The sequence below is a fragment of the Saccharopolyspora sp. NPDC002578 genome (assembly GCF_053592695.1).
In genome coordinates this window covers 19,712-45,358 of the sequence record NZ_JBSFWJ010000016.1, presented here as the reverse complement: position 1 = coordinate 45,358, position 25,647 = coordinate 19,712, and the positions used below count along the sequence as shown (strand labels likewise).

General features: G+C 66.3%; 20 protein-coding genes and 3 pseudogenes. 14 read left to right on the top strand and 9 right to left on the bottom strand.

All coding sequences use genetic code 11. From position 1 onward, the window contains the following. Positions 1-39: 39 nt before the first annotated feature. The 4 genes and pseudogenes from ACWD38_RS10750 to trxB all read left to right on the top strand — a co-directional run bounded on the left by ACWD38_RS10750 (position 40) and on the right by trxB (position 3,142). Positions 40-417 carry an ArsR/SmtB family transcription factor gene (locus tag ACWD38_RS10750; RefSeq protein ID WP_450123940.1) on the top strand — a complete coding sequence of 126 codons (378 nt, stop codon included), beginning with the start codon at positions 40-42 and terminating at the stop codon, positions 415-417. After that, on the top strand, positions 414-1,508 hold the full coding sequence (gene arsB / locus ACWD38_RS10745; protein WP_450123939.1) for an ACR3 family arsenite efflux transporter: 1,095 nt from the start codon (positions 414-416) through the stop codon (positions 1,506-1,508). Before ACWD38_RS10750 ends, arsB begins: the two co-directional genes overlap by 4 nt. Continuing rightward, positions 1,489-2,166 (top strand): arsenate reductase ArsC, encoded by a 678-nt coding sequence (locus tag ACWD38_RS10740; RefSeq protein WP_450123938.1) that lies wholly within the window; start codon positions 1,489-1,491, stop codon positions 2,164-2,166. Before arsB ends, ACWD38_RS10740 begins: the two co-directional genes overlap by 20 nt. Then, positions 2,163-3,142, top strand: a pseudogene (trxB, locus tag ACWD38_RS10735) (thioredoxin-disulfide reductase). Before ACWD38_RS10740 ends, trxB begins: the two are co-directional and overlap by 4 nt. 483 nt (positions 3,143-3,625) lie before the next feature. Here trxB and ACWD38_RS10730 read toward each other — a convergent pair. From ACWD38_RS10730 to ACWD38_RS10690, 9 genes and pseudogenes are all read right to left on the bottom strand, one after another. Next, positions 3,626-3,823, bottom strand: a pseudogene (locus ACWD38_RS10730) (IS1380 family transposase); the annotation flags it as partial. A 151-nt stretch (positions 3,824-3,974) separates the two neighbouring features. After that, positions 3,975-4,817, bottom strand: coding sequence for a helicase-related protein (locus ACWD38_RS10725; protein WP_450123937.1), 843 nt, complete (start codon positions 4,815-4,817; stop codon positions 3,975-3,977). A 16-nt stretch (positions 4,818-4,833) separates the two neighbouring features. After that, on the bottom strand, positions 4,834-5,403 hold the full coding sequence (locus tag ACWD38_RS10720) for an IS5 family transposase (protein ID WP_450123936.1): 570 nt from the start codon (positions 5,401-5,403) through the stop codon (positions 4,834-4,836). 47 nt (positions 5,404-5,450) lie between these two features. Next, a pseudogene (locus ACWD38_RS10715) lies at positions 5,451-5,570 on the bottom strand (transposase); the annotation flags it as partial. Between the two features lie 142 nt (positions 5,571-5,712). Continuing rightward, positions 5,713-8,001: an SNF2-related protein gene (locus ACWD38_RS10710; protein WP_450123990.1), complete on the bottom strand. Its 2,289-nt coding sequence runs from the start codon at positions 7,999-8,001 to the stop codon at positions 5,713-5,715. 21 nt (positions 8,002-8,022) lie between these two features. Beyond that, positions 8,023-8,679 carry a hypothetical protein gene (locus ACWD38_RS10705; RefSeq protein ID WP_450123935.1) on the bottom strand — a complete coding sequence of 219 codons (657 nt, stop codon included), beginning with the start codon at positions 8,677-8,679 and terminating at the stop codon, positions 8,023-8,025. A 66-nt stretch (positions 8,680-8,745) separates the two neighbouring features. Continuing rightward, on the bottom strand, positions 8,746-9,633 hold the full coding sequence (locus ACWD38_RS10700) for a GmrSD restriction endonuclease domain-containing protein (RefSeq protein ID WP_450123934.1): 888 nt from the start codon (positions 9,631-9,633) through the stop codon (positions 8,746-8,748). Positions 9,634-10,022: 389 nt separating this feature from the next. Next, positions 10,023-10,808: a tyrosine-type recombinase/integrase gene (locus ACWD38_RS10695; RefSeq protein WP_450123989.1), complete on the bottom strand. Its 786-nt coding sequence runs from the start codon at positions 10,806-10,808 to the stop codon at positions 10,023-10,025. Positions 10,809-12,655: 1,847 nt separating this feature from the next. Continuing rightward, entirely contained in the window at positions 12,656-12,790 is a 135-nt protein-coding gene (locus ACWD38_RS10690; RefSeq protein ID WP_450123933.1) for a hypothetical protein, read from the bottom strand. 636 nt (positions 12,791-13,426) lie between these two features. On the opposite strand from ACWD38_RS10690, the gene ACWD38_RS10685 reads away from it, so the two are divergent. The 10 genes from ACWD38_RS10685 to ACWD38_RS10640 all read left to right on the top strand — a co-directional run bounded on the left by ACWD38_RS10685 (position 13,427) and on the right by ACWD38_RS10640 (position 25,617). Beyond that, a complete protein-coding gene (locus ACWD38_RS10685; protein WP_450123932.1) occupies positions 13,427-14,317 on the top strand; it encodes a hypothetical protein in 891 nt (296 codons plus the stop codon). 55 nt (positions 14,318-14,372) lie between these two features. Next, positions 14,373-14,741 carry a pilin gene (locus ACWD38_RS10680; RefSeq protein ID WP_450123931.1) on the top strand — a complete coding sequence of 123 codons (369 nt, stop codon included), beginning with the start codon at positions 14,373-14,375 and terminating at the stop codon, positions 14,739-14,741. Positions 14,742-14,745: 4 nt separating this feature from the next. Further along, positions 14,746-15,741, top strand: coding sequence for a hypothetical protein (locus ACWD38_RS10675; RefSeq protein ID WP_450123930.1), 996 nt, complete (start codon positions 14,746-14,748; stop codon positions 15,739-15,741). 1,059 nt (positions 15,742-16,800) lie between these two features. Beyond that, positions 16,801-17,841 carry a PrgI family mobile element protein gene (locus tag ACWD38_RS10670; protein WP_450123929.1) on the top strand — a complete coding sequence of 347 codons (1,041 nt, stop codon included), beginning with the start codon at positions 16,801-16,803 and terminating at the stop codon, positions 17,839-17,841. After that, entirely contained in the window at positions 17,838-19,676 is a 1,839-nt protein-coding gene (locus ACWD38_RS10665; RefSeq protein ID WP_450123928.1) for a VirB4 family type IV secretion system protein, read from the top strand. Before ACWD38_RS10670 ends, ACWD38_RS10665 begins: the two co-directional genes overlap by 4 nt. After that, positions 19,669-20,088, top strand: a complete 420-nt coding sequence (locus ACWD38_RS10660) for a hypothetical protein (protein WP_450123927.1) — start codon at positions 19,669-19,671, stop codon at positions 20,086-20,088. The genes ACWD38_RS10665 and ACWD38_RS10660 overlap by 8 nt, the downstream gene beginning before the upstream one ends. 83 nt (positions 20,089-20,171) lie before the next feature. After that, complete coding sequence (locus tag ACWD38_RS10655) at positions 20,172-20,990, top strand: GP88 family protein (protein ID WP_450123926.1); 819 nt, start codon at positions 20,172-20,174, stop codon at positions 20,988-20,990. A gap of 50 nt (positions 20,991-21,040) precedes the next feature. Next, positions 21,041-23,536 (top strand): type IV secretory system conjugative DNA transfer family protein, encoded by a 2,496-nt coding sequence (locus ACWD38_RS10650; protein WP_450123925.1) that lies wholly within the window; start codon positions 21,041-21,043, stop codon positions 23,534-23,536. A gap of 76 nt (positions 23,537-23,612) precedes the next feature. Beyond that, complete coding sequence (locus ACWD38_RS10645; RefSeq protein WP_450123924.1) at positions 23,613-24,656, top strand: replication-relaxation family protein; 1,044 nt, start codon at positions 23,613-23,615, stop codon at positions 24,654-24,656. A 7-nt stretch (positions 24,657-24,663) separates the two neighbouring features. Next, the gene (locus ACWD38_RS10640) at positions 24,664-25,617 is read left to right on the top strand and encodes a M23 family metallopeptidase (protein WP_450123923.1); all 954 of its coding nucleotides are present in this window, start codon (positions 24,664-24,666) and stop codon (positions 25,615-25,617) included. Positions 25,618-25,647: the final 30 nt, after the last annotated feature.

The window sequence follows — 25,647 nt, the reverse complement described above, 5'->3', positions numbered from 1 at the left end:
AGCTTGCGTTGCTATCTCGATGGATGTCAAGTTAGACGTATGCCGAAACAAGACGTCATGATCGTCTCACGGGACGAGGCGGAACCGTGCGCCTCCGCCGTGATGCGGGAGCCGCTGACCGTCGACCAGGCCGCTGACCTCGCCAAGGTGTTCAAGGCGATCGGCGAGCCGGTGCGCCTGCGCCTGCTGTCGCTGATCGCCTCGCACGCCGGTGGCGAGGCCTGCGTGTGCGACCTCACCGACGCCTTCGAACTGTCCGGGCCGACGATCTCGCACCACCTCAAGGTGCTGCGCGAGGCCGGGGTGATCGAGGGCGACCGACGCGGCACGTGGATCTACTACCGCGTCAACTCCGACACGTTGCGCTTGCTGTCGGAATCGCTGGCCCCGGCACAGGACGTGGCGGTGACGGCATGACACAGGCGCAAGACAACGCCGTCGCGGCAAAACTGTCCACACTGGACCGATTCCTCCCGGTGTGGATCGGCGCCGCGATGATCCTCGGCCTGCTGGCCGGTCGCTGGATCCCCGGACTCGGCCCCGTACTGGACACCGTGGCCATCGACGGGGTGTCGTTGCCGATCGCGCTGGGTCTGCTGGTGATGATGTACCCGGTGCTGGCCAAGGTCCGCTACGACCGGCTGGACACCGTCACCGGCGACAAGCGGCTGATGGCCTCCTCGCTGCTGCTGAACTGGGTGCTGGGCCCGGCGCTGATGTTCGCGCTGGCCTGGGTGTTCCTGCCGGACCTGCCGGAGTACCGGACGGGTCTGATCATCGTCGGTCTGGCGCGCTGCATCGCGATGGTCATCATCTGGAACGACCTGGCCTGCGGCGACCGCGAAGCCGCCGCCGTGCTGGTCGCGCTGAACTCGGTGTTCCAGGTCATCGCCTTCGCCGCACTGGGCTGGTTCTACCTGTCGGTGCTGCCCGGATGGCTGGGCCTGCCCCAAGTGGGGCTGGAGGTCTCGGCCTGGGAGATCGCCAAGAACGTGCTGATCTTCCTCGGCATCCCCCTCGTCGCCGGATACCTCACCCGCAAGCTCGGTGAACGCGCCAAGGGCCGTGACTGGTACGAGTCGCGGTTCCTGCCCAAGATCGGTCCGGTCGCGCTGTACGGGCTGCTGTTCACCATCGTGATCCTGTTCGCGTTGCAGGGGGAGGCCATCACCTCGAACCCGCTCGACGTCGTGCGGATCGCGCTGCCGCTGCTGGTGTACTTCGCGGTGATGTGGGCGGGTTCGTTCGGGCTGGGCAAGGCCATCGGCCTGAACTACGAGCGCTCCGCGACGCTGTCGTTCACCGCCGCGGGCAACAACTTCGAGCTGGCCATCGCGGTGGCGATCGCGACCTTCGGCGTCACCAGCGGCCAGGCCCTGGCCGGTGTGGTGGGCCCGCTGATCGAGGTGCCGGTCCTGGTCGGCCTGGTCTACGTCTCGCTGGCGGCTCGACGCTGGTTCGCGCAGCCCTCCACCTCGGAGGCCGACCATGTCCGCACCACCACCTAGTCACCACGACGCCGAGGAATACCGGCCGAGCAATGAGCAGGTCGCCGTGCTCCTCGACCACGCCTCCGCCGAGTTGCGGCCGCAGTTCCGGGGTGTGTTCGCCGAGGAGACCGTCCACCACGTGGTCTCGGAGACCTACCGGGAGCTGGCTGCCACCGCTCGCGTGCACACCCACCTGACCACCCTGGCCACCCGCTACGCCTGCGAGCGGCTGGCCGACATCGCCCAGAACCGAGGAGTTCCCGTGTCCTCCACCCCCGAGGTCTTGTTCGTCTGCGTCCACAACGCCGGACGCTCGCAGATGGCCGCCGCCCTGCTGCACCACCACGCCCAGGGCAAGGTCGCCGTCCGCTCGGCCGGCTCCGCTCCGGCCGAGACGGTCAACCCGGCGGTGGTCGAGGTGATGAACGAACTCGGCCTGGACCTCTCCCAGGAGTTCCCGAAGAAGCTCACCACCGACGCCGTCGAAGCCGCCGACGTCGTCATCACCATGGGCTGCGGCGACGCCTGCCCGGTCTTTCCCGGCAAGCGCTACCTGGACTGGGAGCTCGCCGACCCCGCCGGACAAGGTGTCGACGCCGTCCGGCCGATCCGCGACGACATCGACCAGCGCGTCCGCGCCCTGCTGGCCGAGCTCGTGCCGGAGGCTGCGCAGTGAGCGACGTCCGCAACGTGATCATCGTTGGTTCCGGTCCTGCCGGCTACACCGCTGCGGTGTACGCGGCGCGGGCAGAGCTGGAGCCGGTGGTCTTCGAGGGAACCCAGTTCGGTGGCGCTCTCATGACCACCACCGACGTGGAGAACTACCCCGGGTTCAAGGACGGGATCATGGGTCCCGACCTGATGGAGCAGATGCGGTCGTAGGCCGAGCGTTTCGGCGCCGAGCTGCGCACCGAGGACGTCGAGAGCATCGACCTCTCCGGTGGCGTCAAGACCGTCGTCGCCAACGGGGTGGAGCACAAGGCTCGCGCCGTCATCCTCGCGATGGGTGCCGCGGCTCGCTATCTCGACGTCCCGGGCGAGGAGACGCTGCTCGGCCGCGGCGTGTCCGCCTGCGCCACCTGCGACGGGTTCTTCTTCCGCGACCAGGACATCGCAGTGATCGGCGGCGGTGACTCGGCGATGGAGGAGGCCACCTTCCTGACCCGCTTCGCGAAGTCGGTGACGATCATCCACCGCCGCGACGAGTTCCGCTCCTCCAAGATCATGCTGGAGCGCGCGCGGGCCAACGAGAAGATCAAGTGGCTGACCAACAAGGCCGTCGACGAGGTGCAGGGCGAGGGCAAGGTCGCCGGGCTGAAGCTGCGCGACACTGCCACCGGTGAGACATCCGAGCTGGCCGTGAGCGGCATGTTCGTGGCCATCGGGCACGACCCCCGCGCAGCCAACTGGTCCGCGGCCAGGTCACCCTCGACGGCGAGGGCTACGTGCAGGTCGACCAGCCCGGCACGCACACCGGCATCCCCGGCGTGTTCGCCTGCGGCGACCTGGTGGACCACACCTACCGGCAGGCCATCACCGCCGCCGGTTCCGGTTGCTCCGCCGCGATCGACGCCGAGCGCTGGCTCGCCGAGCACGAGACCCCGCAGGCCGAGGTCGCCTCCGAGCTGGTCGGCGGCGGGTACGGGGCCTGATCCCCGGCGCGCTCCATCACTGAACCATCCCGGTGCCCTGGCCCGCGCGAGATCCAGCGTGCGGGCCAGGCCACCGGACACCTGCATCCCCCACCCCGGACGAGAAGCAGAAAACCGTGGCAAACGTTCGAAAGAACGATCACCACGGTTCATGGGGTAAAAGAGTGTCCGAGACTTGAACCCCCACCAGTGGGAGCGATCCCCGAACCGGGGATTCATCTCCATAGGCGAAAGCTAGCACAGAGGGCATCGGCCACGGCAGTCGATTGCCACAGATCGCGGGTCACCTTTCCTGCGGCCCGTTCCTGTTACAAGTGACGTGGCTCGCTACTAGGAGTCGGCCGCGCCTCGCCACCCGAAACCCACGATCACCGCTGTCGGCCACCGCCAGCAGCGGACGCAGCCCCCGCGCCGGCAACAGGGTTTCCCGCGTAGGTAGGAAAAACCGGTGTCAGCTCAGCCAACGGGGTCGCGCACTGGGCGGGCCAGCACGTCCAGCTGCCGCGCATGCCCCAGGTCAAGGCCCTCAGGAACCTTCCGAGTTCGGAGGGCGCCCGCCGGTACAGGCGCGGCAACCCCGCCGTGGCGCAACACGTCCAGATTCTCGATCGAGTCCGCACCGACGACCGTACCTGCCGCGAGCGAGGAGATCTCCGCGCCAGCATGCGCGCCCGCACTTCCCGGAAGGGTGATCAGGTGACCCTCGGACTTGGCGCGACCGGACCGTCGCCCGCTTTGCCAACGGGCATTTGGCCTCCGCATCGAACCGTTGCCCCCGGTTGATCCAGGATTCCGGAAACACCGCTCACTACACAGTTCCCTCCGAGTTTCGTCATGGCTGTGCGGTCGAAAGGAAGCCCATCCACGCGGTCAGTTGTACTCGGTCAAGGGCTTCTTCTGTTGGTATGCCGTGTCGTGCGGCGACGGTGTTTCGTGCTGTATCGACGAGTGTCCACAGAAGATTATGGAGCGAGTGGGGGTCAGTGATTCTGTCCAGTGTGGACACGGCGTCTTGCTTCATGTTGCTGAGCCAGTCGTCCATGATGACTTCGCAACGGTTTAGGCAGTCGAGCACGTCGGTGTTCGTGGGCTGGTGGCGTCCCTGCCTGAAGCGGCACAACGCGGGTTGGGTATCTGTACGGGTCTTCGTCTTCACCCGGAAGCAGAAGACGGCCTCCGGAATGGCCGGGTGTCGAGGGTGGGCTGCGCCCGCTCCGGGGGGCATCGTCAGGATCGCGCTGCGGACTGCTGGGATGCGGAGTGCGTTGCCGAGCAGGGTTCGTGCTCGCTCGTACGGACTGAGCGGGGGCGGATGCTCGATGCGATCGAGGCGCGCGACGGCTGTTCCGAAATCGCGAGGCGTTTCGCTGGACTGCGGTAGCAGTGATGTCGGTACACCGACGGTGGAGGCAGCTGCCGCGATCTTATCGTACAAGATGGACATCAGCTTCAGGACGAGATCGAGTGCTGTGTCCGGCAGGACGGTGAAGCAGTGGACGACGTCGTGTTCGGAGTCGAACCGGTCGAGGCGCCCGATGCGTTGCCCGAGCGCCTGTGGGTTCCAAGGGAGATCGTAGTTGATGAGGATGCTCCCATGCTGGAGGTTGTGCCCTTCGCTTAGCTGGTCTGTGCCGATGAGCACGTCGTAGAGATCGGCGGGCGGGGTGCCCCGCACAGCACCGTTAGAACCGCTAACAGAAGGTTTGGGTGCGTCGGTGTTGGATGAGGCAGGTGGTGAGTTGGAGGAGGCTATCGTGGATGTCGGCGCGGCGTTCCCATCGAATGCGTAGACGGCGTGGCCAGTGCAGCCAGCCGAGGCTGCGTTCGATGACCCACCGGACGACTCCGAGGCCGGATCCGTGCTCGTCGCCGCGGCGGGCGATCACAGGTGTGATGCGGCGATGCCGGAGCAGGCGCCGGTATTTGTCGTGGTCGTAGGCCCGATCGGCATAGACCGTGTCCGGCCGGAATCGGGGCCGTCCGCGTCGTCCGCGGACACCGGGAACGGCGTCGGTCAGCGGGATCAGCTGGGTGACGTCGTTGCGGTTGCCACCGGTCAACGTCACCGCCAGTGGGGTTCCGCGCGCATCCGAGATCATGTGGTGCTTCGAGCCCGGTCGGGCGCGGTCGACCGGACTCGGCCCCGTTTTGGGCCGCCTCGCATGGCCCGCACGTGGGAGGCATCGACCACCGCACGGGAGAAGTCGAGCTGGTCGGCCCCGCGCAGCTTGTCCAGCAGCACCTGCTGGAGTCGCGTCCACACATCGGCTTCGTGCCAGTCACGTAACCGGCGCCAGCACGTCATCCCCGAGCCGAACCCCAACTCCTGAGGCAGAAACTCCCACTGGATACCGGTGTGCAGCACGAACAAGATGCCCTGTAACGCCTTTCGGTCATCGATCCGGGGCCGCCCGCCCCTCTCCGGCACCCGCGTGTCCTGCGGCAGCAAGGGTTCGAGCAGTTCCCACAACTCGTCGTCGACCTCCCACGGTCGCCGCCGGGCCACCAGACACCTCCACACACGACAACAAGATCAACCTACGGCCACCGTGCCACCAAGATCAGTTTTGTTACAAGTACTTAGGCGCGGCAGCAGTACGAGGTGCGAAGTGAGCCAGGGTGTGCAGAAGGGCACCCTTGGCCAGAGGCTTCTCTGGAGCGGCAGTGGCCATTCGACCTTCGAATACGGCCAGTTCCGGGTCTTGCTTGATCGCGTTGTCGAGTTTGGCGTCGAGGTCGACCGCCGTGCGGCGCGAGCAGGTCAGCACGAGGATCTTTTCGCCAGGATGCTTCCGGGCGATGTGACGGAGCAGGTTGTGGAAAGCGGCGAATTTCGGATCGTCAGCCGCCGCACGGCGAGCGGACCGAGCCATCCGAGAGAGCGCCTTCAAGTCGTGCGCGAGGTCGTTACGGAGGCGCTCGACGTCATAGTTCGCTGCTGGTTGCCGATCGTCGTCGTCGATCTCGTTGATCATCCGGTCGAGAACGTCGACGGCAGTTTCGTCCTCGTTGTCGAGTTGCTCTTCATCCAGCACGCCGGTGGTGAACGCTTTGGTGAGGCGGCGACCCAGTTCGGGACTCGGTGTGACGACCCATCCCTGGTCGAGGTAGTGCAGCAGCAGTCTGATCCGGTGGGCGAGGCGCAAGGTGGTGCTGGCGAAGGCCGCCGGCGACGATTCAAGTCGTTTGAGCAGCATGCACTTGATGAACGGGGCCAGAGGAACACGCTTGGACGCCGCGTGCCTGCAGTATTCCTCGGTTCGATAAGCCGCCAGCGTCAGCGGCGGGACTCGGCGACGTGGTCCGCGAAGCTCGCGCAGCTGCCGTTGAGCATCTGGCAGGGTTCCCGCGCCGAGTGCGTCCAAGACGTCGCCGAGCAGTCGGCGGTAGTCGGCGGGGACGTAGTAGTGGAGGGGATCGTGGTTGCGGCGCGGGAACCGAGTCGCACTGTCCGGGTACTCCATGGTGATCAGAGACCTGCTGCGGCGGACCATCCGGGTGTCCAGTCTCTGATAGAAGTCCCTCATGAGCTCCCCGCCAGGATCATGTTTCAAGGGATTTCGGCACACAGCAAACAATCGCTTGCCGAGCCCGGACCTGCCCCTCGCGCGCTTGTATGTCGTTGCTTTGACAGGCGCCCAATGGGGTTCCAGGGTCGGATCGGCCAGGCAGAGTAGTTCGTAGAGGTCCAAGCAGCTGTTGTTGACTGGTGTCGCCGTCAAAAGGACGATCCGTGGCCGAGGCTTCCGGCTCTTCAGGACTTCGCGTACCGCGGCTACACGTTGCCGTTCCGGGTTACGCAGGTGGTGCGCCTCGTCGCAGATGATCAAGCCGTAGTCGACCCACCGGTCGTCGCTATCGGTTTGAGTGTCTCCGAGCACTTCACGGACGAGCTTGTCGTAGCTGATGACCGTGAACGGCACCGGCCATTTCTGGAAGGTGTCCGTCCACATCTGCTGTAGATTCGCCGGGCACACGATCAGGACGCGCCCCCACCGCCGTTCGACGCCGTGCAGGGCGATCGCAAGTGCTTCGTCGGTTTTTCCGAGTCCCACGTCGTCGCAGAGGAGGACGCCACCGGTCTTGTTAATGATCTGAAGGGCTTTGGCGACACCGTCGCGTTGCCATCCGGTGAGTCTGAGCTCTGACGGGTGGTCGACCTCGTCGCCGAAGACGTGGTAAAGCATGGTCAGGTAGATGAGCTCCGGTCGGTAGGGAGCAAATCTCCTCTGGATGATGGCTGCGAGGTCGTAGGGCACGGCCTCGTTCCACCACTCCTCGAGATGGCGCTGGACGACCGGTGCGGCTGCGGGTTCTACGTACGCGGCCATTTCCCGGTTCCATCGGGCGCCGGAGACCGTGAGGTTCGCGGAACCAAGGATCGCTTCGCATGTGTCGGGCAGCAGCAGGCCCTTTGCGTGCATCATGCGGCTTTCTTCTCGGCGGCACTCGATCGCCTCGGAGTCCAGCAGGCTCGCGAGTTCCAGCAGAGCCATGCCGCGCTGCCGGGAGATCGGAATGTGGTTGACCTCCGTGTGCAGAACCGAGTTCGCCTTGTCTAGTAGGCTGTCAAGGTCGGACTCGTGGTCAACTCCGGGTAGCCCCAACAAGATCGCCACGTCGTCAGGTTGGCTTACCCCGCACAGCAGTCTGATCGGAACCCGCGCACGACGGAGCTTGTGGAGCGCAGGAAGGATCTCGACTAGACCTCGAACGCTGACGTATCCGGTGAAGAGCGTGATCGGACTCCGCTTACGCTGCGCGTAGGACTTCAGCGACTGTGTGAGTCCGCCGCCGATCGAAGTACCGGGTTCGTTGACAAGAACGAGTTGGTGACCGGGGTGCCGCGGTTCTTTCACCACTCGCCCCCTCTCACTTGCTCACAGCGTTGCCACTGCGTCAGGGTCGTCTCGGAGTGGCCCGACCTCTTCGAGGAAGACGTCGATCCTGTGGGCGAGCAGGGGTGTCCGGTTTTCCTGAAGCCAGCTGGCCACCTCATCAGACTGGAGACGACGCGGTGGCGGAAGCAGACAGTGCGCGGTCAGCGTGTCGTCGTCGGGTTTCAGCTCTTCAACGGCTTCGTAGGTCCATCCGCCATGGCTGGCGATGATCTCGGCGGCCGTGTCGGTCATGAACGTGTAGTGCGGCATTAGGCGTGGAATGTGGTTCTCGCACAGGGCATGGAGCCGCATGCGCGGGCTCGGGTACCAAACGTCGTCGACCGCAAAATCGCGCATGGCGCCCACGGGGTGTGCGCTCGCCAAGCCGAACAGGGTTCCGTTCGCGCCGAAGCTCGCCCTCTTCTTTGAAGTAGGGTGCAGGCGTTCCACGGTGAACGGGGCGGGCCGACCTGGTGGGACCAGCGCGGCGACCTCTGCCTGGATCTGTTCATAGGAACCACCGTTGAGAACCGCGTTCATCGTGTCGTGTGCGGTGCTGGGACGGCCGAAAAACAGGTTCCCCGCTGCAACATGTGCGATCCAACGCATCGGAAACAGGTCAGTGCTGGCGTACGGGACATGATCGAAGAGCGCCATCAGCACATCTACGACGGCAGGCGCGGAAATGGCCTCGTCGTGTACGAGGCCGTGTTCGTGGAGGTATCAAGTCACGACGGGGCAGACCTGACGAATCCGTTCGGCGGCGTCCCCGACAGTCTCCGCATCAGCCCGCGCAGCATTCAGCTTGCGCTGATCGGCCGGCAGCATAAGTTGCAGTGCGTTGTTGATCCGCTTGCGAGTGAAAGTCTTGCCGAGATGCCGTGCCACCGCCTCGTCGACGACGGGGTCGACATAGTCCCGCTGCAACGGGCCGAAGCACCTTGTCAGCAAGGACAACTCCCCGTCTTCCGGCTTTAACGACAGCTGGGTCGCCCGGCTGTTGTGCCGTTTGAACGCGAGGAAAGGGTCATCAATATCGTCCGGCAACCACTCCAGCAGCAACTGCGCATGCAGCAAGGCTTCCAGGAAGTGGTCGAACTCCAGCGCCAGCGTGCTGCCGGTCGTAGGAAAACCCCTCTCTGCAAGCGCTGTAGGAAGTGCGTTGTCGTCACTGGCAACCAGAAGCTCCGCTAGTGATACTCGCGGCCCGCGGTGTCGACCTTCGGCGATGACCACTCGTCCCTGACGGTTCACCGTCAGAGTCACCTCCAGCCGATCGCCACCACATGCGCTCCACAGATCCTCCGGCATCCAGTCCGGGGTAATACTGAACGCTGCCAGTATCCCCGCGCCTCGTTGCTGGCCGTCGACTATCCACCATGGCGCATCCGACTGCTTCCGGTATCGACCCGAGGACGGTGCAGCACCACTGTCCGGTGCCCACATGAGCACTGAATTGATTGGGATACCCCGCTGCAAGGAGTCGATCAAATGCCGAACCCACATCGCATCCCGACTGAAGATCCGCTGGAACTCCAGTACGTCGAACCGGCCCTCTCGTGCCAGGTTGATGAACTCACGGACAGTCATTCGTTCCGGCTTGTCGGGCACCGCACACCTCCAGCTGATCCCGACGCGACCGTACGACCCGAGTTGGCGACCGCCTAGGCACGAAAGGCCTCACCCGTCCGAGGCGCACGGGTTGATCCCTGTCCTGCTCTTCGGGCGTGGATGCTCAGTGCTAGCGCTTGGCCCCGTCCAGGGACCCGGAAGCACCTCGTGGAGCGTATGGAAAAGGATGGCGTCCCTCGCCACTCACCAAGAGGGAAGCCCCGGCTAGCCGTACCCAGGCGTCCTCTGAGCTGGCCAACGCTGGTGCGATTGGCTGGTAAACGGTCGTCGCGTTCCCGAGGAACGGATAGGCAGACCGGGGAAGCGGGGTGAGGCCGTTGCCTGCGGCTCCAGCGTTGTCCGTCGGCTCGATGCTGCTGCGGGTAGTTTCATCCGGTGGAAGCGAGGGGATGGTCCTCACCACTCAGCGCCGCGAGCGCGCTGGCCACTTCGGTGATGTCGGCGCGGATGTAGGTCGCGGTCACCCCGGCCCCGCGGCTGTCGTTGTGCCCTGCGAACGCCCGGGCCACCCCGTAGCCGAAATGTCGCTCCACCCATGTCAACGTCGTGTGGCGAAGCCAGTGTGTGCTGACCTGATGTGCACGGGTCCATGGTAGATCCGCCCGCAGCCGCGACCATAGGTAGTCGTAGCGGCGGGTGGTGAGCGGCTTACCTCCGAGGTACCGCAGCAGCGGCGCACCTGGTTCGGTCACACCACGCTCGGTCGCGTGCCGGTGCAACTGGAGCATCAGCGTCGGCGAGACCGGCTGCCACCGATGCGTATCTCCCTTTTCGCGCAACAGGATCAGGCACTGATCCTGATCGAGGTCTTTCGGCCTCAGCGCGAGCACACCGCCACGCCGGCACGCTGTCTCGGTGTGCAGCCGCAGCAGAAGACCGTCCAACACAGGATCATTTCCCGTTCGTACAGCCACCCTGTGCAGCTCACGCACCCGTGCATCCGGCAACGCGTGTCGTGTGCTGGGAAGTCGGCGTGGTTTCGGTACCCGCACAGCGGGATCCTCGCTGGCCCGTATAAGTCCGTCGGCCACCGCGTGCTGATAGACGCACCGCAAGGCTGAGATGAGATGCTCGGCCGCACCCCGACCACCTCTGCTGTTCTGGCGCACCACCGCTCGGCGTCGTACCTGCTCGGCCAAGTGCTTCACGTCCATCGCGGTCGGCTCGTCCAGCCGTCGCGAACCCCACGCCTCCACGATCCGAGTCCAGTACGGGCCGTAGGCCCGACGCGTGCCCTCTCGCATTGCCTCGGCCACCGCCGGTACGTATTCGGCGAAACTCGGTGGGGGAGTGCCGCTGGACTCCTCTGCCAGGAGCGCGGCCGGACTGACCCCCAGTCGCGCTAGCAGGACCCGCGCCACCTCAATCTCGGACGCCCCAGCTGGGGCTGAATCAGAATTCCATCGTCGGTCGGTCATATCTTGTCGTCTCGACGCAGCGTCGAATGGAAGGAACGAACCATGTCGTCCAACGCCGCCATGGTGTGCACGAGTAAGACACCGAAATCCGGCACAGCGGCAAGCAAGAGCCGGTCTCCAGCGTCCACGCCGCACCACCGGCGGGTAGCGAGAGGGAGCTGCACGTGGCCTCGGCGCGTCAGGCTTGAAGATCCCCGCGGGTGACGGTGTACGAGCACGATTCCGGACTTCTCGACGACCTCGACCTGTTCGCCCGGGCCCCAACCGAGCAGTCGCATCAGCGACGCTTCCGCCATCCTCCCTCGGTGATCCACAGCTGCGATCCGATATTGCACTGGTCCGCCACGAGACCGTGGCCGGCGCTCTGGAAGGGGAAGAGTGCGTGCTCGAGCATCCTTGTCTCCTATCCAGCACGTCACCGTAGCGATTCGGTCGACGCCCTGATGATATGAGTCGGTCTCGGCCGGCCCGACGACCTCGGGACGTAGCCGCGGGGCGGGTTCACCGTTTCTCATCCAGTAGCTCCACTCTCGTAACCGTTAACTGAACCAAAGCTCTGTTTCCTTATCGAACTCCTCTCGCTGTAGATCAACGTCCCTCGTTGTGTCGGTCCTGCTGGTGGCTCGTTTGGCGCTGACTGATTCTTCTGTTTCAGAAGGAATCTGTGTGGTAGGTAGAGCCAGTAGGTTTCAAGTGAACTCAGGGGATGGAAGAGTTCACCGGTGCTCCACCGGAAGTGGGCGATGTCGTGATCAAAGGAAAGTAAATGCGAATCGCTGATCGTGGTTGGCGGCGTACGCTATCTGTACTGCGTCTGTGTCGGGGTGGTTGCCATGCGTTATCCCGTTATGCAGGTAGTCAACGACGCGTTCCGTCGATTCGCAGGGGAAGGGTTCGCGGAATCTCGATCGTCTCGTGAAGCAGGCGGCTTCTCCAGGGGCGGTGTAGGCAGGGATGACCTGCCGGGCGAGAGCGGTGGAGCCGGTGTCCAGGACACTGCCGTGACGTAAGGCGGTCTTAGGCGTGGCGGGCTTGCGGTAGCGGGGTCGAGCGGCGGAACACCGAGGCGGTGGTGTGGATACGGCGGTGGCCGCCGGAAGTCGATCGTCCGACTCCGCATCGCGTCCCGATGCACGGCGGGGGGATGAACCAGGATTAGCCGGTCGGTCAACAGCAATCCGGCGAGCGCCGCAGCACGGGACAGCTGTTTCGCGTGGAGAGCCTGCGAGCTGTCCTGGGTACTACCTGTCAGTACGACGACGATCCCGTCGAGAGTCAGAACAGGCGTGAAGTCGGCCATCGCGAACGGGCTTGCGGGCGGCTTGGCCCAGCCCGCGATGATCACGTCGACACCGTCAGAACCCGGACCGGACGATCGCCGGGTGGTCGGTTTCGTGACAGGGGCGATCGCGTCGCCGGACTGTGGTCCGAGTCCGGATTCGGACCCCGAAGACCACGGCAGATCCCCGACCGTCGTGGCGTGCTCGTGATCGCTGTGGGACCGGACGTCTGGGACGGCGGGGGCGCTGCGGCCGAGTCGGAAGACGGACTCCACGAGCCGGTCGCGACGCGTCCGGCTCGCATCAGCCGCTGGGGTGCCGGGGGGGGGCGAACATGATCCGGTCGCCGGGTGCGGTGTAGGTCGTGGTGATCAGCGAGACGGTGGCGGTCATGATCTCGTCGCCGTCTGCGGCGGGGTCGACCAGACACAGCCGCACCGTCGCCGAGACCGGCGGTTCGGTGAGCTCGCGTCGCCGCGCGCGGATCGGTCCAGAGCGAGGGTTCGGTCGGTGGCCGGCGGGGGTGTCAGGAGGCGGGAGCTCCGGGATCGGGACCGTGGACATCGGCATGCTCCGGTGGTCGGTCGGTCTAACCAAGGACGTCCCTGAAGTCCGAAGAAGTGGCTTCAATTCGCCGCCGAGCTCCAAGATTTTTCCCTCTCGTCCTGAACCAGAGCGGGCACTCAACGTCACAAAAGCTTCGGGCGCGCTGGCCCGAGGACTGTTCTTGGCCAGAACTGAGGGAGATCGACGACCGCCCCGGTGGCCGGGGATCCAACGCAGGCCGACGTGGCCGGTGCAAGATCGCTTCGGAGCTTTTTCAAGATTCTTTTTCTTGTCATGTCTGTTCGGTCAGGCGGGGTGCCAACAACGAACAGCCCGTGGCTAACGCCGCTGCGCACGGCTTCGCTGTTCGTCTAGTGTGCGATCTCGAAATCGATCAGAAGACGATCTGTTCGCTCGGAAACAAGAAGATCGTTTTAGTGTCGTGTTAGTGCGGAACCGTGCGCTGCGCTGTTTTGCGCCTGGCCTTCTCGGCGGCGTCATCAATCGTCGTTCGAGAGGAGCTGGGCGATGGCTCTCCCTGCACATACCGAGTACGAAGAGTGGCCGGGTAACTCGCTGGACGCCGCCCGTGTGGCGTTCGGGTGGCTGACCGCGGGCGATCATCCGGTGGTCGTGGACGGCCGCCTGTTCGATCGTCTTCCCGCTCGTGAGATCCCGGTTGACGAACTCCGCGATCTGCTTCTGGAGCAGGGTTGCCCGCGCCGTGTGTGGGACCAGGTGTGGGCGCACGTGATCAGCCGTGTCCGGGTCGAAGGCGGGACGTGGACGATCACGGCGGTCGGGCTGGCACTGCCGATGCTGACTGCGCTGGCGGCCCGGCTGACCGAGCGCTACGCCGACGATCCCCACGACATCCATGCCGAGGTACTGCGTGGGTTCCTCGACGCACTGCGGACCGTGGATCTTGCCGAAGGCCGGATCACGATCCGGCTGCGGTGGGCCGCTTACCGCGCGGGGCACCGGGCCCTGCTGGACGGGCTGGACGGGCCGACTCCGAAGCCGCCGGGAGTGCACACCAGCGAACCCGCCTCCCCGTCCGGGCATCCGGATCTGGTCCTGGTTCGGGCGGTCGAGGCCGGGGTCCTGACCCGGACCGAGGCCGAGCTGATCGGCGCGACCCGGTTAGAAGGCATCAAGCTGGCCGACTGGTCCCGCCCGCCGGACCTGTCCTACAAGACCCTCTCGAAGCGTCGGGCCAAGGCCGAACACCGACTCGCCGCCTGGCTTGCCGAAGCCGACATCAGCCCCGACGACGACTCCACGGGGGCTGCGGCCACGGCGTGTCAGCCCTCCCGCGAGACGGCCGGCAACGAGCTCCGGTCACAGAAAGTAGCGAAAAAGGGTGGGGGTGAGCTGGCGAATCAGGTCCCGAAATCCGGACTTCAGGGACGTGGGTGAGCCCTGCCCGCTCGTGCTCCCGCTGCTTCGTACGCGCTCCCTGGAGGTCTCTCTGATGCGCTTCCCACCTACCTCACGCTGCTACCTACGTGGCGGCCCCCGGCTGCTGCTGGTCGCCGGACTCGCCGCGGCTGGCTGGCTGGCGTTGTCGATGCCCGCGGCCGCCGAGACCACTCACGTGGTGGCGCTGGCTCGCACGATCGACGACGTCCTCAACAACATCCGCGACTGGTTGATGGGGATTCTCGCCTTGCTGGCCACGGTCTTCTTGACCATTGGCGGCGTTCGCTACGTGCTCGCCGCCGGTGACCCGGGTGAGATCGAGAAGGCCAAACAGGCGTTCAAGAGCGCGGGGTTCGGTTATGCCTTGGCGGCGCTGGCTCCACTCGTCGTGGAGATCCTGCGCGGCATCGTGGGGGCCTGAGCCCATGCTGGCCACCGCATCCTCCACCGCACCGGCGGGCCATCGCTGGGGCCGCGTTGTCGCCGTGGTGGCCGCCGTGCTCGTGCTCGCCGTGGAAGCGGGAACGGCTTTCACCGGTGCTGCGAGCGCCCAGTCAGTTCCGTCTCCATTTGCTCCGTCCGGACCGGCCCCCGCCCCGCCGTGCCAGGGATCGAGTTGCATTCCTCAACCCGTCCCCGTTCCTCCGGCGAGCCAGCCATCCGAAGACCAAACGGACCCCGGTCATCCGCCGGGTGAGGAGTCATCGTGCGGATTCACCGACATCCCGGCCTGCGTGTCGGATGCGATCGAAGCATTTTTCCGCGATCTGGTCACACCCGGGTTGAACAGCCTGCTGGACCTGCTTGCGGACTCAGTGCTGGTGACGCCTCAGCTGGATCAATTACCTGTCATGGGACAGATCTGGGCCAATTCGCAGCACATCGTCCTCATCGCCTACTCCGCCCTCGTCATGGTCGCCGGAATCATCGTCATGGCCCACGAGACACTGCACGCCAGGCATTCCATCAAAGAAATCCTCCCGAAAGTCATCGTCGGGTTCCTGGCTGCCAATCTATCGCTGTTCTTCGGTGGCAAGATCATCGAATTGGGCAACGCTCTCTCGCGGGCAGTGCTCGGCGAGCAGTTGAGCCCGGAGGTGGCGGGTCGCGCGATGCGCGACACGTTGATGAAGGATCTCGACGGCGGCGGAGTGTTCGTTCTGTTCATCGCTCTTGCATTGCTCGTCATGCTCATCGTGGTGATGCTGACCTACATCGTCAGAATCACCTTGACCATCATTCTGTTAGCTGCTGCTCCCATTTTGCTGATGTGTCACGCGCTGCCGCAGACAGAGGGGGTCGCGCGGTGGTGGTGGAAGGCATTCGCCGGTGTCATGGCGATCCAGGTGGCTCAATCACTCGCTCTGGTGGTCGCGATCCGATTCTTCTTCTGGCCTGGCGGCATCACCCTGTTCGGCTGACATATCCAGGAGGTGTGCTGTGATTCAATTCTTAGTAGCGCTCGCGCTCTGTTATGTGTTGATCAAAATACCCTTTTGGGTGCTCGGTTCGATCCGAGGCGGAGGCGGTTCGCTCGTCGGCGGACTCGTTCGGGGTCTTATCGCGTACAAGACGTTCGGGCTTCTCGGCGCGGGAAGCGGAGGAAAACGTAAATCCTCCAGGTCGCGTGCCGGGCCGGACCACGCCGAGCCGCCCGACCCTTACGCTCGCTCGCGCGCGGATTCGTCGGGGCAGTACATGCTTCCGTTGCAGGGGATGAAGCGAGGGCGCCTGCCGAAGCCGCCGCATCAACGCTACGCGTCCCGCACTACGTCCCCGAAAAAGAAGCCGTCTGCGAATGCGGGAAAGCAGCAAGCGCTGTTCACCGTCAGCGGGGAACCGAAAACCTCTGCGCTGCCGCCGGAACTGCATCCGGGAGCCGTACGGCACACCACAAATCCAGGTGAGCAGACGATGCTGCCGATCCACGCCCGCCACGACCCGGACCACACAAGCCGACGCCCCTTCTCCGAGGAACCGGCGACCGATCCGCCCCGGACCACTACGGGGCACCCGAGTTTGTTCACCGCGTCGGGTAGGGCGCGTCCGCAGGCGTACCCGCCGCGTCCAGGGCAGCCGGGCGCTTTGCCAACAACCGTGCGACCGGGCGAGCAACACCACTTGCCGCTGGTCGGCCGGTTCACCGGCCAAGCCACCCCTGACGCGGCTCGGCAACAGCAGCCGCCCGAACCACGCACGACCTCATCACAGGTGCCGGGCCAACAGGCGTTGGTGCGGCGGGACGGACAGGTTCACTCCGGTGCGAAAGCGCGGCCACCCCGCCGGACCCGGCCCCATACTCCGCCGGCGTACAAGGGCATCCGCCCGGACAAGCACGGCCAGTACGCCCTGCCGGGCGTCCCGAAGCCACCGCCGCGCCGCTCGCCCCGGGCCGAACCCCCGCCACCCCCAGAACCGCCGCGAAACCAACGTCAGCAGGTACTGCCCCTGAACCTTCCGGACAACGGTGGTGAAAAGCCATGACCAACAGTGTGCGCATCCCGGCGGATGTCGACCGGGAGGACCGGATCCTGGCCGGGTTCACCGCACGGCAGGTGGCCGTCATGGTGGTCACCGCGTTGATCTTCTACGGCGGCTGGTACGCCACCCGCGCCCTGATCCCCGTGATCGCCTACGTCCTGGTCGCCGTGCCGATCGGCATCGCGATCACCACGCTGGTCACGGTGCGCCGCGACGGCGTCGCCCTGGACCGGTTGCTGCTGGCCGCTCTCCGGCAGCGATGGCGACCGCGCCGCCGAGTCGCGGCCGGGCCCGGCCCCGCCGCAGTGCCGGAGTGGTTATCCGAGGTGGCCCACGGACACGAAGCCGTCGCCGAGGGCGGGCTCGACTTGCCCGCCCACGGTATCGGCGAAGCGGGCCTGATCGATCTCGGCGACGACGGTGTGGCCTTGGTGGCCGCGTGCTCGACGGTGAACTTCGCGCTGCGGACACCAGCTGAGCAGGACGCGCTGACCGCCGCATTCGGCCGATACCTGCACAGCCTCGGTGCGGGGGTGCAACTCCTCGTCCGCGCTCAGCGACTGGACCTTTCCAGCCAGATCGAGGAGCTCCGCGAACGCGCTGCGGGGCTTCCGCACCCTGCGCTGGAGTCCGCGGCGCTGGATCACGCCGACTACCTAGCCCACCTGGGCCAGCAGTCCGAGCTGCTGCGCCGCCAGATCCTGCTGGTGATCCGGGAGCCGGTCCGCACCACCGGACAGGACTCGCGGACCCGGCACCGCCCCGACCGTGCACGCAGCGGCGATCAGCGGCTGGAAGGAGCCCGCCGCGCGGCGGGCTCGCGGTTGCTGCGGCGGATGAACGAAGCCACCGAACTGCTCATGTCCGCGGGCATCCACGTGACCCCACTGGACACCGGTCAGGCCACGGCAGTGCTGACCGCGGCCACCAATCCCGACAGCCCGCTGCCGCCGTCGGCAGAGATGGCGAGCGCAGGCGAGGTCATCACCACATCCACTGGCCAGGACTGGGGCCCCGACACCGAGGAGGACTTTGCGTGATCACCCGTAACAAGCACCGGCACCAGCCCGCGGCGGCGAGTGCCTTCGCCCCGGACGCCATCGAGGTACATCCCCGGCACTTGCAGATCGGTGACGACTGGGTCGCCTCCTTTGCCGTGGCCGGCTACCCACGAGAGGTCCATCCGGGCTGGCTGCAACCACTGCTGACCTACCCGGGCCGGCTGGACGTGTCGCTGCACATCGAACCCATCGACCCCCGCATCGCCGCCGACCGATTGCGCAAACAGCTCGGCAAGCTCGAATCCAGCCGCCGTCACGGCGCCGCGCACGGCCGCCTGCAAGACCCGGAGGTCGACGCGGCCACCGAGGACGCCTACGACCTCTCCGACCGGCTCGCCCGCGGCGAAGGACGCCTGTTCCGCGCAGGCCTGTACCTGACCGTGCACGCCACCTCGGAGCAGGAACTCGTCGACGAGATCGGCGCACTACGCGCGATGACCGCGAGCCTGCTCATGGACGCCAAACCCACCACCTACCGAAGCCTCCAAGGGTGGATCACGGCATTGCCGATGGGCCTGGACCAAATCCAGATGACCCGCACCTTCGATACCGCGGCGTTGAGCGCCGCGTTCCCGTTCACCAGCCCGGACCTACCCCCGCCCGATCCCACCTCCGCCTCGACCGCGGCCGGAGTGCTCTACGGCTGGAACCTCGGCAGCCAGGGCCTGGTGCACTGGGACCGTTTCGCCTGCGAGAACTACAACTCCGTCATCCTCGGCCGATCCGGAGCCGGCAAGTCCTACCTCGTCAAGCTCGAAGCACTGCGCAGCCTGTACCGGGACGTCGAGATCGCGATCATCGACCCGGAAGACGAATACGCCCGCCTAGCTGACGCGGTCGGCGGCACCTACTTCCCCCTCGGTGCCGAAGGTGTCCGGCTCAACCCCCTCGACCTCCCGATCCACACCCGCCCGGACGGACGCCGCTCCGTACCGGCCGACGCGGTCACCCGACGCAGTCTGTTCCTCCACACCCTGCTTCCCGTCCTGTTCGGACAGCCGCTGACCGCTGACGAACGGGCCGTGCTCGACCACGCCGCCACGGCGACCTACCAGCAGGCCGGAATCACCGACGACCCCCGAACCTGGACCCGACCCGCACCACTGCTCTCCGACCTGCGCACCGTCCTCGCCCACCTCGGAAACGACACCGCCGACGGGCTGGCCACCCGGCTGCAACCGTTCACCGACGGCGCTTTCCGCGGCCTGTTCGACGGCCCCACGACCGCACCGCCGGAAGGGCACCTGCTGGTGTTCTCGCTGCGTCACCTGCCCGACGAACTCAAACCCGCCGGCACCCTGCTGACCCTCGACGCGGTCTGGCGCCGAATCTCCAACCCCGCCACTCGACGCCCGCGGCTGTGCGTGGTCGACGAAGCCTGGCTGCTCATGCAACAGCAAGCCGGAGCCGAATTCCTGTGGCGCATGGCCAAATCCGCCCGCAAACACTGGTGCGGGCTCACCGTCGCCACCCAAGACGTCGGCGACGTCCTCGGCACCGACCTCGGCAAGGCCATCATCGCCAACGCCGCCACCCAGATCCTGCTACGCCAAGCACCCCAAGCCATCGACGACATCGTCCGCACCTTCGCCCTCTCCGAAGGGGAACGGCAATTCCTGCTCTCAGCTGGGACGGGACAGGGCTTGTTGTCGGCGGGGACACAGCGAGTCGCTCTGCAAGCCATCGCCTCCGATGGCGAGCACGCCTTGATCACGACCGACCCCGCCGAACTGGCTTCGCTGCCAGATTTCACGGACACGACAAGCGAATTCGCCGATCTCGGCAGCCCTCACGACCTTCTTCTTGATGACTGAAGCGAACAGGGAGGGATGGCCTATGCATTCATCGTTTGCTACTACGGCGGTCGATCAGGATGATTCCAGCTCCGTTCTCAACGCCCTCGCAGACAACTTCCACTCGGTGCTCGCTTTGGTGACGGGAGTGTTGGCGGCGTTCTGGCTGGTCTGCGCGGTGATCACGATCGCCGGATACCTCACTGGCGTTGTCGTCGTCTTCGGCGTGCGTGCGCTCGTCGGCGTTTGCGCGCGCTACGTCCGCCGCCGACATGACCCTGACGACGCCCAGCACGGCACTGCCGACACCGACGGAGTCCACAGCAATGTCGTCAACTTCGACCACCACCGCCACCGTCGCCAGCATCAATGTTCCGACGACCTCCCGCCCGACGACACATTTCCGCCGTGCCCTGAAGACGACCCGGCGTAGGAACGAAGCCGCCTTTCACGCAGCCGATCCACTGCGAAGCTGTCGCCCTTCTTAAATTCTTCACCTTCCTGCGGAGGACACGTATGTCTTCGACTGCCCAAGGCCCTTCCTCTTCCGGACGTCCGCGCCGGTTGCTCACCCAGAATCGCGAAATGCGCGCCATTGGCGTGCACAACTGGTCCCTGCCCGCTTGGGCGGGGCGCCTGCCCGATGGCCGCACCTACAACACCTGTCCTGCGGCAGGGATTTGCAGGCAGGTCTGCTACGCCCGGTTCGGCACCTACACCTGGCCAGCGGTTCGGGCCAAGCACGAGTCGAACCTGCGGTTCGTGCTCGATGATCTGGCCGGGTGGGAGCTGGCCATGCTCGCCGAGCTCGCCGGGCCGAAGTTCCGGGGTGGCTGGATCCGGGTGCACGACGCCGGTGATTTCTTCAGTGATGACTACCTCTGCGCCTGGTTGCGGATCATGCGGGCGCGCCCGGAAGTCAATTTTTACGCCTATACCAAGGAAGTGCAGCGGTTCAAGGCGATGGTGGAGCCGGACGCGCCGGAGAACTTCTTGTGGGTCTACAGCTTCGGCGGAACGCAGGACGCGCTGCTGGACCCCGCGGTCGATCGGGTGGCCGATGTGTTCCCGGACGCCGAGGCCATCGGCGACGCAGGCTGGTCGTCGCAGGAAGCCTCAGACCTCCTCGCCGTGCTCGGTCCGCAGCTGGTGGGTGTTCCCGCGAACAACATCCCGCACTTCCTCAAGAAGCTTGCTGGGCGTCGGTTTTCGGAGTGGCAGGCCGAAGTCGACGCGCACCGCCGTTCTCGCGGAGACGCGGTCGTTCGTTCGATCAGCAGTGCCCCGTCAGCTCGGGGTCGCCGGGGACCGGAGTCCGAGGGGAGCGCCGCGTGATCATTCCGCGTCCGATGGCGTCTCGCTCGATGGCATGGAGATTCCCTCGCATGGATGCCGCAAGCTCTTCCGTCACGGACAGCCCGTTGGGGAGGTTGCTGACCGATCCGTGGGGTGCCGTGCAGGCTGTGCTCGGTCAGGTCTGGTTGTGGCTGCACACCTGGGGGCTGCTCGCGGTCCCCGCGATCGTGCTCGTGGCGACAGGACTGGGAGTCCTGCACCGGTGGTGGTTCCTGCGTTGCCAGGGCGCGCTGCACAAGCGGTCTCGGGTTGTCACGATCCTGGCGCCGCCTGCCGTCGATGCCGATGGTGCTGAAGCGGTGTGGTCGAACCTGGTCGGGCTCGTCCGGCCGATGGTGCAACGTCTGACTTCGGGGCAACCGCACCTGGTCTGGGAGTACGTGTTCGGGCAGGACAGTGTTCAGTTGCGGTTGTGGGTTCCGGGCACGGTGCCGCCGGGCATGGTCGAGCGGGCCATCGAAGCGGCCTGGCCCGGAGCACACACCAATACCGCCGAAGCGGGCCCGCCGCTGCCCGCAGCACCGGCAGCGGAATGCCGTCACGTGGTCACCGGAGGCACGTTGCGCCTGGCACGGTCGGAGGCGCTGCCTATCCGCACCGGTTTCGACGCCGACCCGATCCGCGCACTGCTGGGCGCGCCGGTGGGGCTCGGGGTGCACGACGCCGCGTGTGTGCAGGTGCTGGCCCGGCCCGTGACCGGCCGCCGGGTCAAACAGGCGCGGCGGGCCGCTCGCCATCTCAACGCCGGACGCTCCACGCACCTGCCCGGCCGACTCATCGACCTGATCACACCGGGCCCGTCGGGTACGAAGTCCTCGGGCGCTCATCCGAAGCTCGATCCGCAGACCTCATTGGAGTTCCAGGCGCAGAACCGCGCGATCGTCGGGAAACAGCGCGGTGCGCAGTGGGAGACGCTGATCCGCTACGGCGTGTCCACGACGGTGCCGATCGACACGCCGCGCGAGCAGGTCGCGCGCGTGCGCGAGCAGGTTCGGGGCCGCGCGCACGCGATCGCGAGTGCGTTTTCCGGGTTCACCGAACACAACCATTTCCGCCGCCGACGGCTGCACAAACCCGTGCGCGCCTTGGTGCGCCGGCGTTTGTGGAAGGGGGACTTGCTGTCGGTGCCGGAGCTGGCGGCCGTGGCTCACCTGCCCACCGATGAGGCAGTGCCGGGTGTCGCCCGTGCCGGGGCACGGGCGGTGCCTCCGCCGCCGAACACGCCGACCGAGGGCGAGCTGATCCGCCCAGTCGGGATCTCGGACACCGGCCACGCCCGCCCGGTCGGACTGCAGGTCTCCGACGCCCGGCACCACCTGCACATCCTCGGCGCGACCGGCAGCGGCAAGAGCACGATGATGGCGCGGATGATCCTCGCTGACGCCGAGCACGGCCGCGGAGCGGTGGTCATCGACCCCAAAGGTGACTTGATCACCGATGTAATGCAGCGACTTCCCGAGCATGCTGCGGACAAAGTCGTGCTTTTCGATGCTGATTCCCGCGGCCCGACGCCATGCCTGAACCCCCTGGAGGGACCGAAAGAGTCCGCGGTCGACAACGTGGTGTCGGTGTTCTCCCGGGTGTTCTCCTCGGCGTGGGGGCCGCGCACGGAGGACATCCTCCGTGCCGGGTGCCTGACTCTGCGGGCCGCCTCGGACACTCCGACCCTGGCCACGCTGCCGCCCCTGCTCGCCGACCCGGCCACCCGAGCACGGCACCGGGAGCGAGTCGCCGACGATCCGACCCTGCGGGGATTCTGGGACTGGTACGACCAGCTTTCCGACGGGTCTCGCGCCCAGGCGACCGCACCGCTGTTGAACAAGCTCCGTGCGTTCCTGCTGAGGCCCTTCGTGGTCAAGGCCATCGCCGCCGGACCCTCCACTGTGGACTTGTCAGGCGTGCTCGACGGTGGGTTGTGCCTGGTGCGCGTCCCGAAAGGGAGCCTTGGGGAGGACACCACCCGGATGCTCGGGTCGCTGATCGTTGCGCGAGTCTGGCAGGCCACGACCGCCCGCGCCGCATTGCCCCAACGCGAACGCCGTGATGCGGGGCTGTACGTCGACGAGGCGCAGAACTTCCTGAACCTCCCCTTTGCGATGGAGGACATGCTCGCCGAAGCCCGTGGCTACCGGATGAGCATGACGCTGGCACATCAGCACCTGGGGCAGCTTCCCCGAGATCTCAAGGAAGGGATCTCCACCAACGCCCGCAGCAAGATCTTCTTCAGCGCAGGCCCGGAGGACGCGCGCGAGCTCGCCCGCCACACCGCGCCTCGGGTATCTGACCATGACCTCGCACACCTCGGCGTCTATCACGCTGCCGCCCGGCTGGTCGTCAACGGAGAAGAGACCCAGCCGTTCACGGTGACCACCCGACCGCTGCCGCCCGCGATTCCCGGACGCGCGAAGGCCGTGCGCACGGTTGCCGCGGCACACACTCGCCCGCTGGCCTCCGCCGAGGACCACTCCGGGGAGCCGTCGGACACGACCGGCACCGACCCGCGTCGGGCCCGCCGCACGGCCTAGCTCCCGTTCCGAAAGCGGTCCTCTTACAGGGCCGTCCGCGTTCCTCCCCGCCCCTGACCTCATCAGGAGGACGATCATGTTCGCTAATCACCAGCAGCGCGACCTGCGCGCCCCGATACCGCAGCGGCCGAGGCTGCGCCTGGCGGCCTCCGCCGAGCATCAAGCCCACGTCGCCGCCCACCTCACCCCTCGGGATCGGTGGCTGGCCCGGGTCCTGGCCGAACACCAGGTGCTGACTTCTATGCATATCGCGGAGATCGCGTTCGGAGGTTCCCGCAGGGCCGCCAACCACCGCTTGCAGAAGCTCTACGCCTGGCGGGTCCTGGACCGCTTCCAACCCTACATCGGCCGCGGACGGGCACCCATGCACTACGTCCTCGACACCACCGGCGCCCATCTCCTCGCCCACGAAGACGGGCTGGACCCGAAAGAACTGAAGTTCCGGCACGAACGCTCGATCGGCATCGCCCACAGCCTGCGGCTGACCCACCTCATGGGCGTCAACACCTTCTTCGCCGCCCTGCTGACCGGCGCACTCGCCGACACCACCCGAGACCAGGCCATGACCGCGTGGTGGTCCGAAGCCCGCTGCACCCGGCACTTCGGCGACCACGTCCGCCCCGACGGCTACGGCCGCTGGCACGAAGCCGGACGAGAGATCGAATGGTTCCTCGAATGGGACACCGGCAGCTACCAGCTCTCCCGGTTCGTCGCGAAGCTGCCCGGCTACGCCAGCCTCGCGTCTACCACCCACATCGTGACCCCGCTGCTGGCGGTGTTCCCCGGCCCGGTACGGGAAGCCCACGCCCGGCGCCACCTCGCCGAGCACCTGCGCACTGATCCGCAACGACACGCGCTCCCGGTCGCTACCACCACCGCCGAACACCTCCGCACAGCAGGAAGCCCTGCCGGAGACATCTGGCTGCCCCTGCTTCACACCGCGGCGGGCCGCCACCGCCTGGTTGATCTGAATTCAGCCTGGCCCCACCTCGAAGCACCGACCAGCTTCACGGACACCGGCGACACCACCACTGAGCCCGGCCTCGTGCCACGGCTCAGCTCGCCGGCACCGATGCCGCCGTGGCAGGCCGCCGATCTCACCTGGAACCCACGGAAGTGATGCGTGCATGGCCAAGATCGCTATCGCCACGATCAGCGCGATCTTCGCCCTGATCACCATCATCACGGCGGCCGTGGCCGGAGTCGTCTCCGCCGTCCTCGGCGCCGCCGACACGGCCAGCAGCCAACCCAGCTCCGCCGCGCTCGCCGACATCCCCGGCAACTACCTCGCCCTCTACCAGCAGGCAGCAGTCACCTGCCCGGGGCTCGACTGGAGCATCGTGGCCGCCGTCGGCAAAGTGGAAACCGACCACGGACGCCTGAACGCACCCGGTGTCCACGATGGGGCGAATTTCGCCGGTGCCGGCGGGCCGATGCAGTTCCTGCAAGCCACCTTCGACTCCGTGGTGGCCCAGCATCCGCCGCCGCCCGGGGGAAGCATTCCGCCCTCGCGCTACAACCCGCACGACGCGATCTATACCGCCGCCGCCTACCTGTGCGACTCCGGAGCACGCGACGCCCGCGACCTCTACGGCGCGATCTTCACCTACAACCATGCTGACTGGTACGTCCGGAAAGTTCTCGACCAGGCCGACGCCTACAAGGCGGCGCAACAGCAGGCGCAGACCGGCGGCTGGACCGTGCCGACTCACGGTCGATGCAGCTCAGGATTCGGCCCACGCGGCGGCGAGGTCCACCGCGGGCAGGACATCGCCGCACCCATCGGTACGCCGATCGTCGCGGCAAGCAATGGCACCGTCATCGACTCCGGACCCGCCAGCGGATATGGCTTGTGGGTCCGGGTGCAACATCCGGGCGGAGTGATCACGACCTACGGTCACAACAACCGGAACTTCGTGCAGCCTGGACAACAGGTCCAAGGCGGTCAGCCGGTCGCCGAGGTCGGAAATCGGGGTGAATCCACCGGTCCACACCTGCATTTTCAGATCGACACGGACCATCACGCAGTCGATCCTGTCGCGTTTTACGAACGACACTCGGCGCCGGTGTTGTGCCCCTGACGACGGCCTGCTGACTTCCGCGACGCTGTT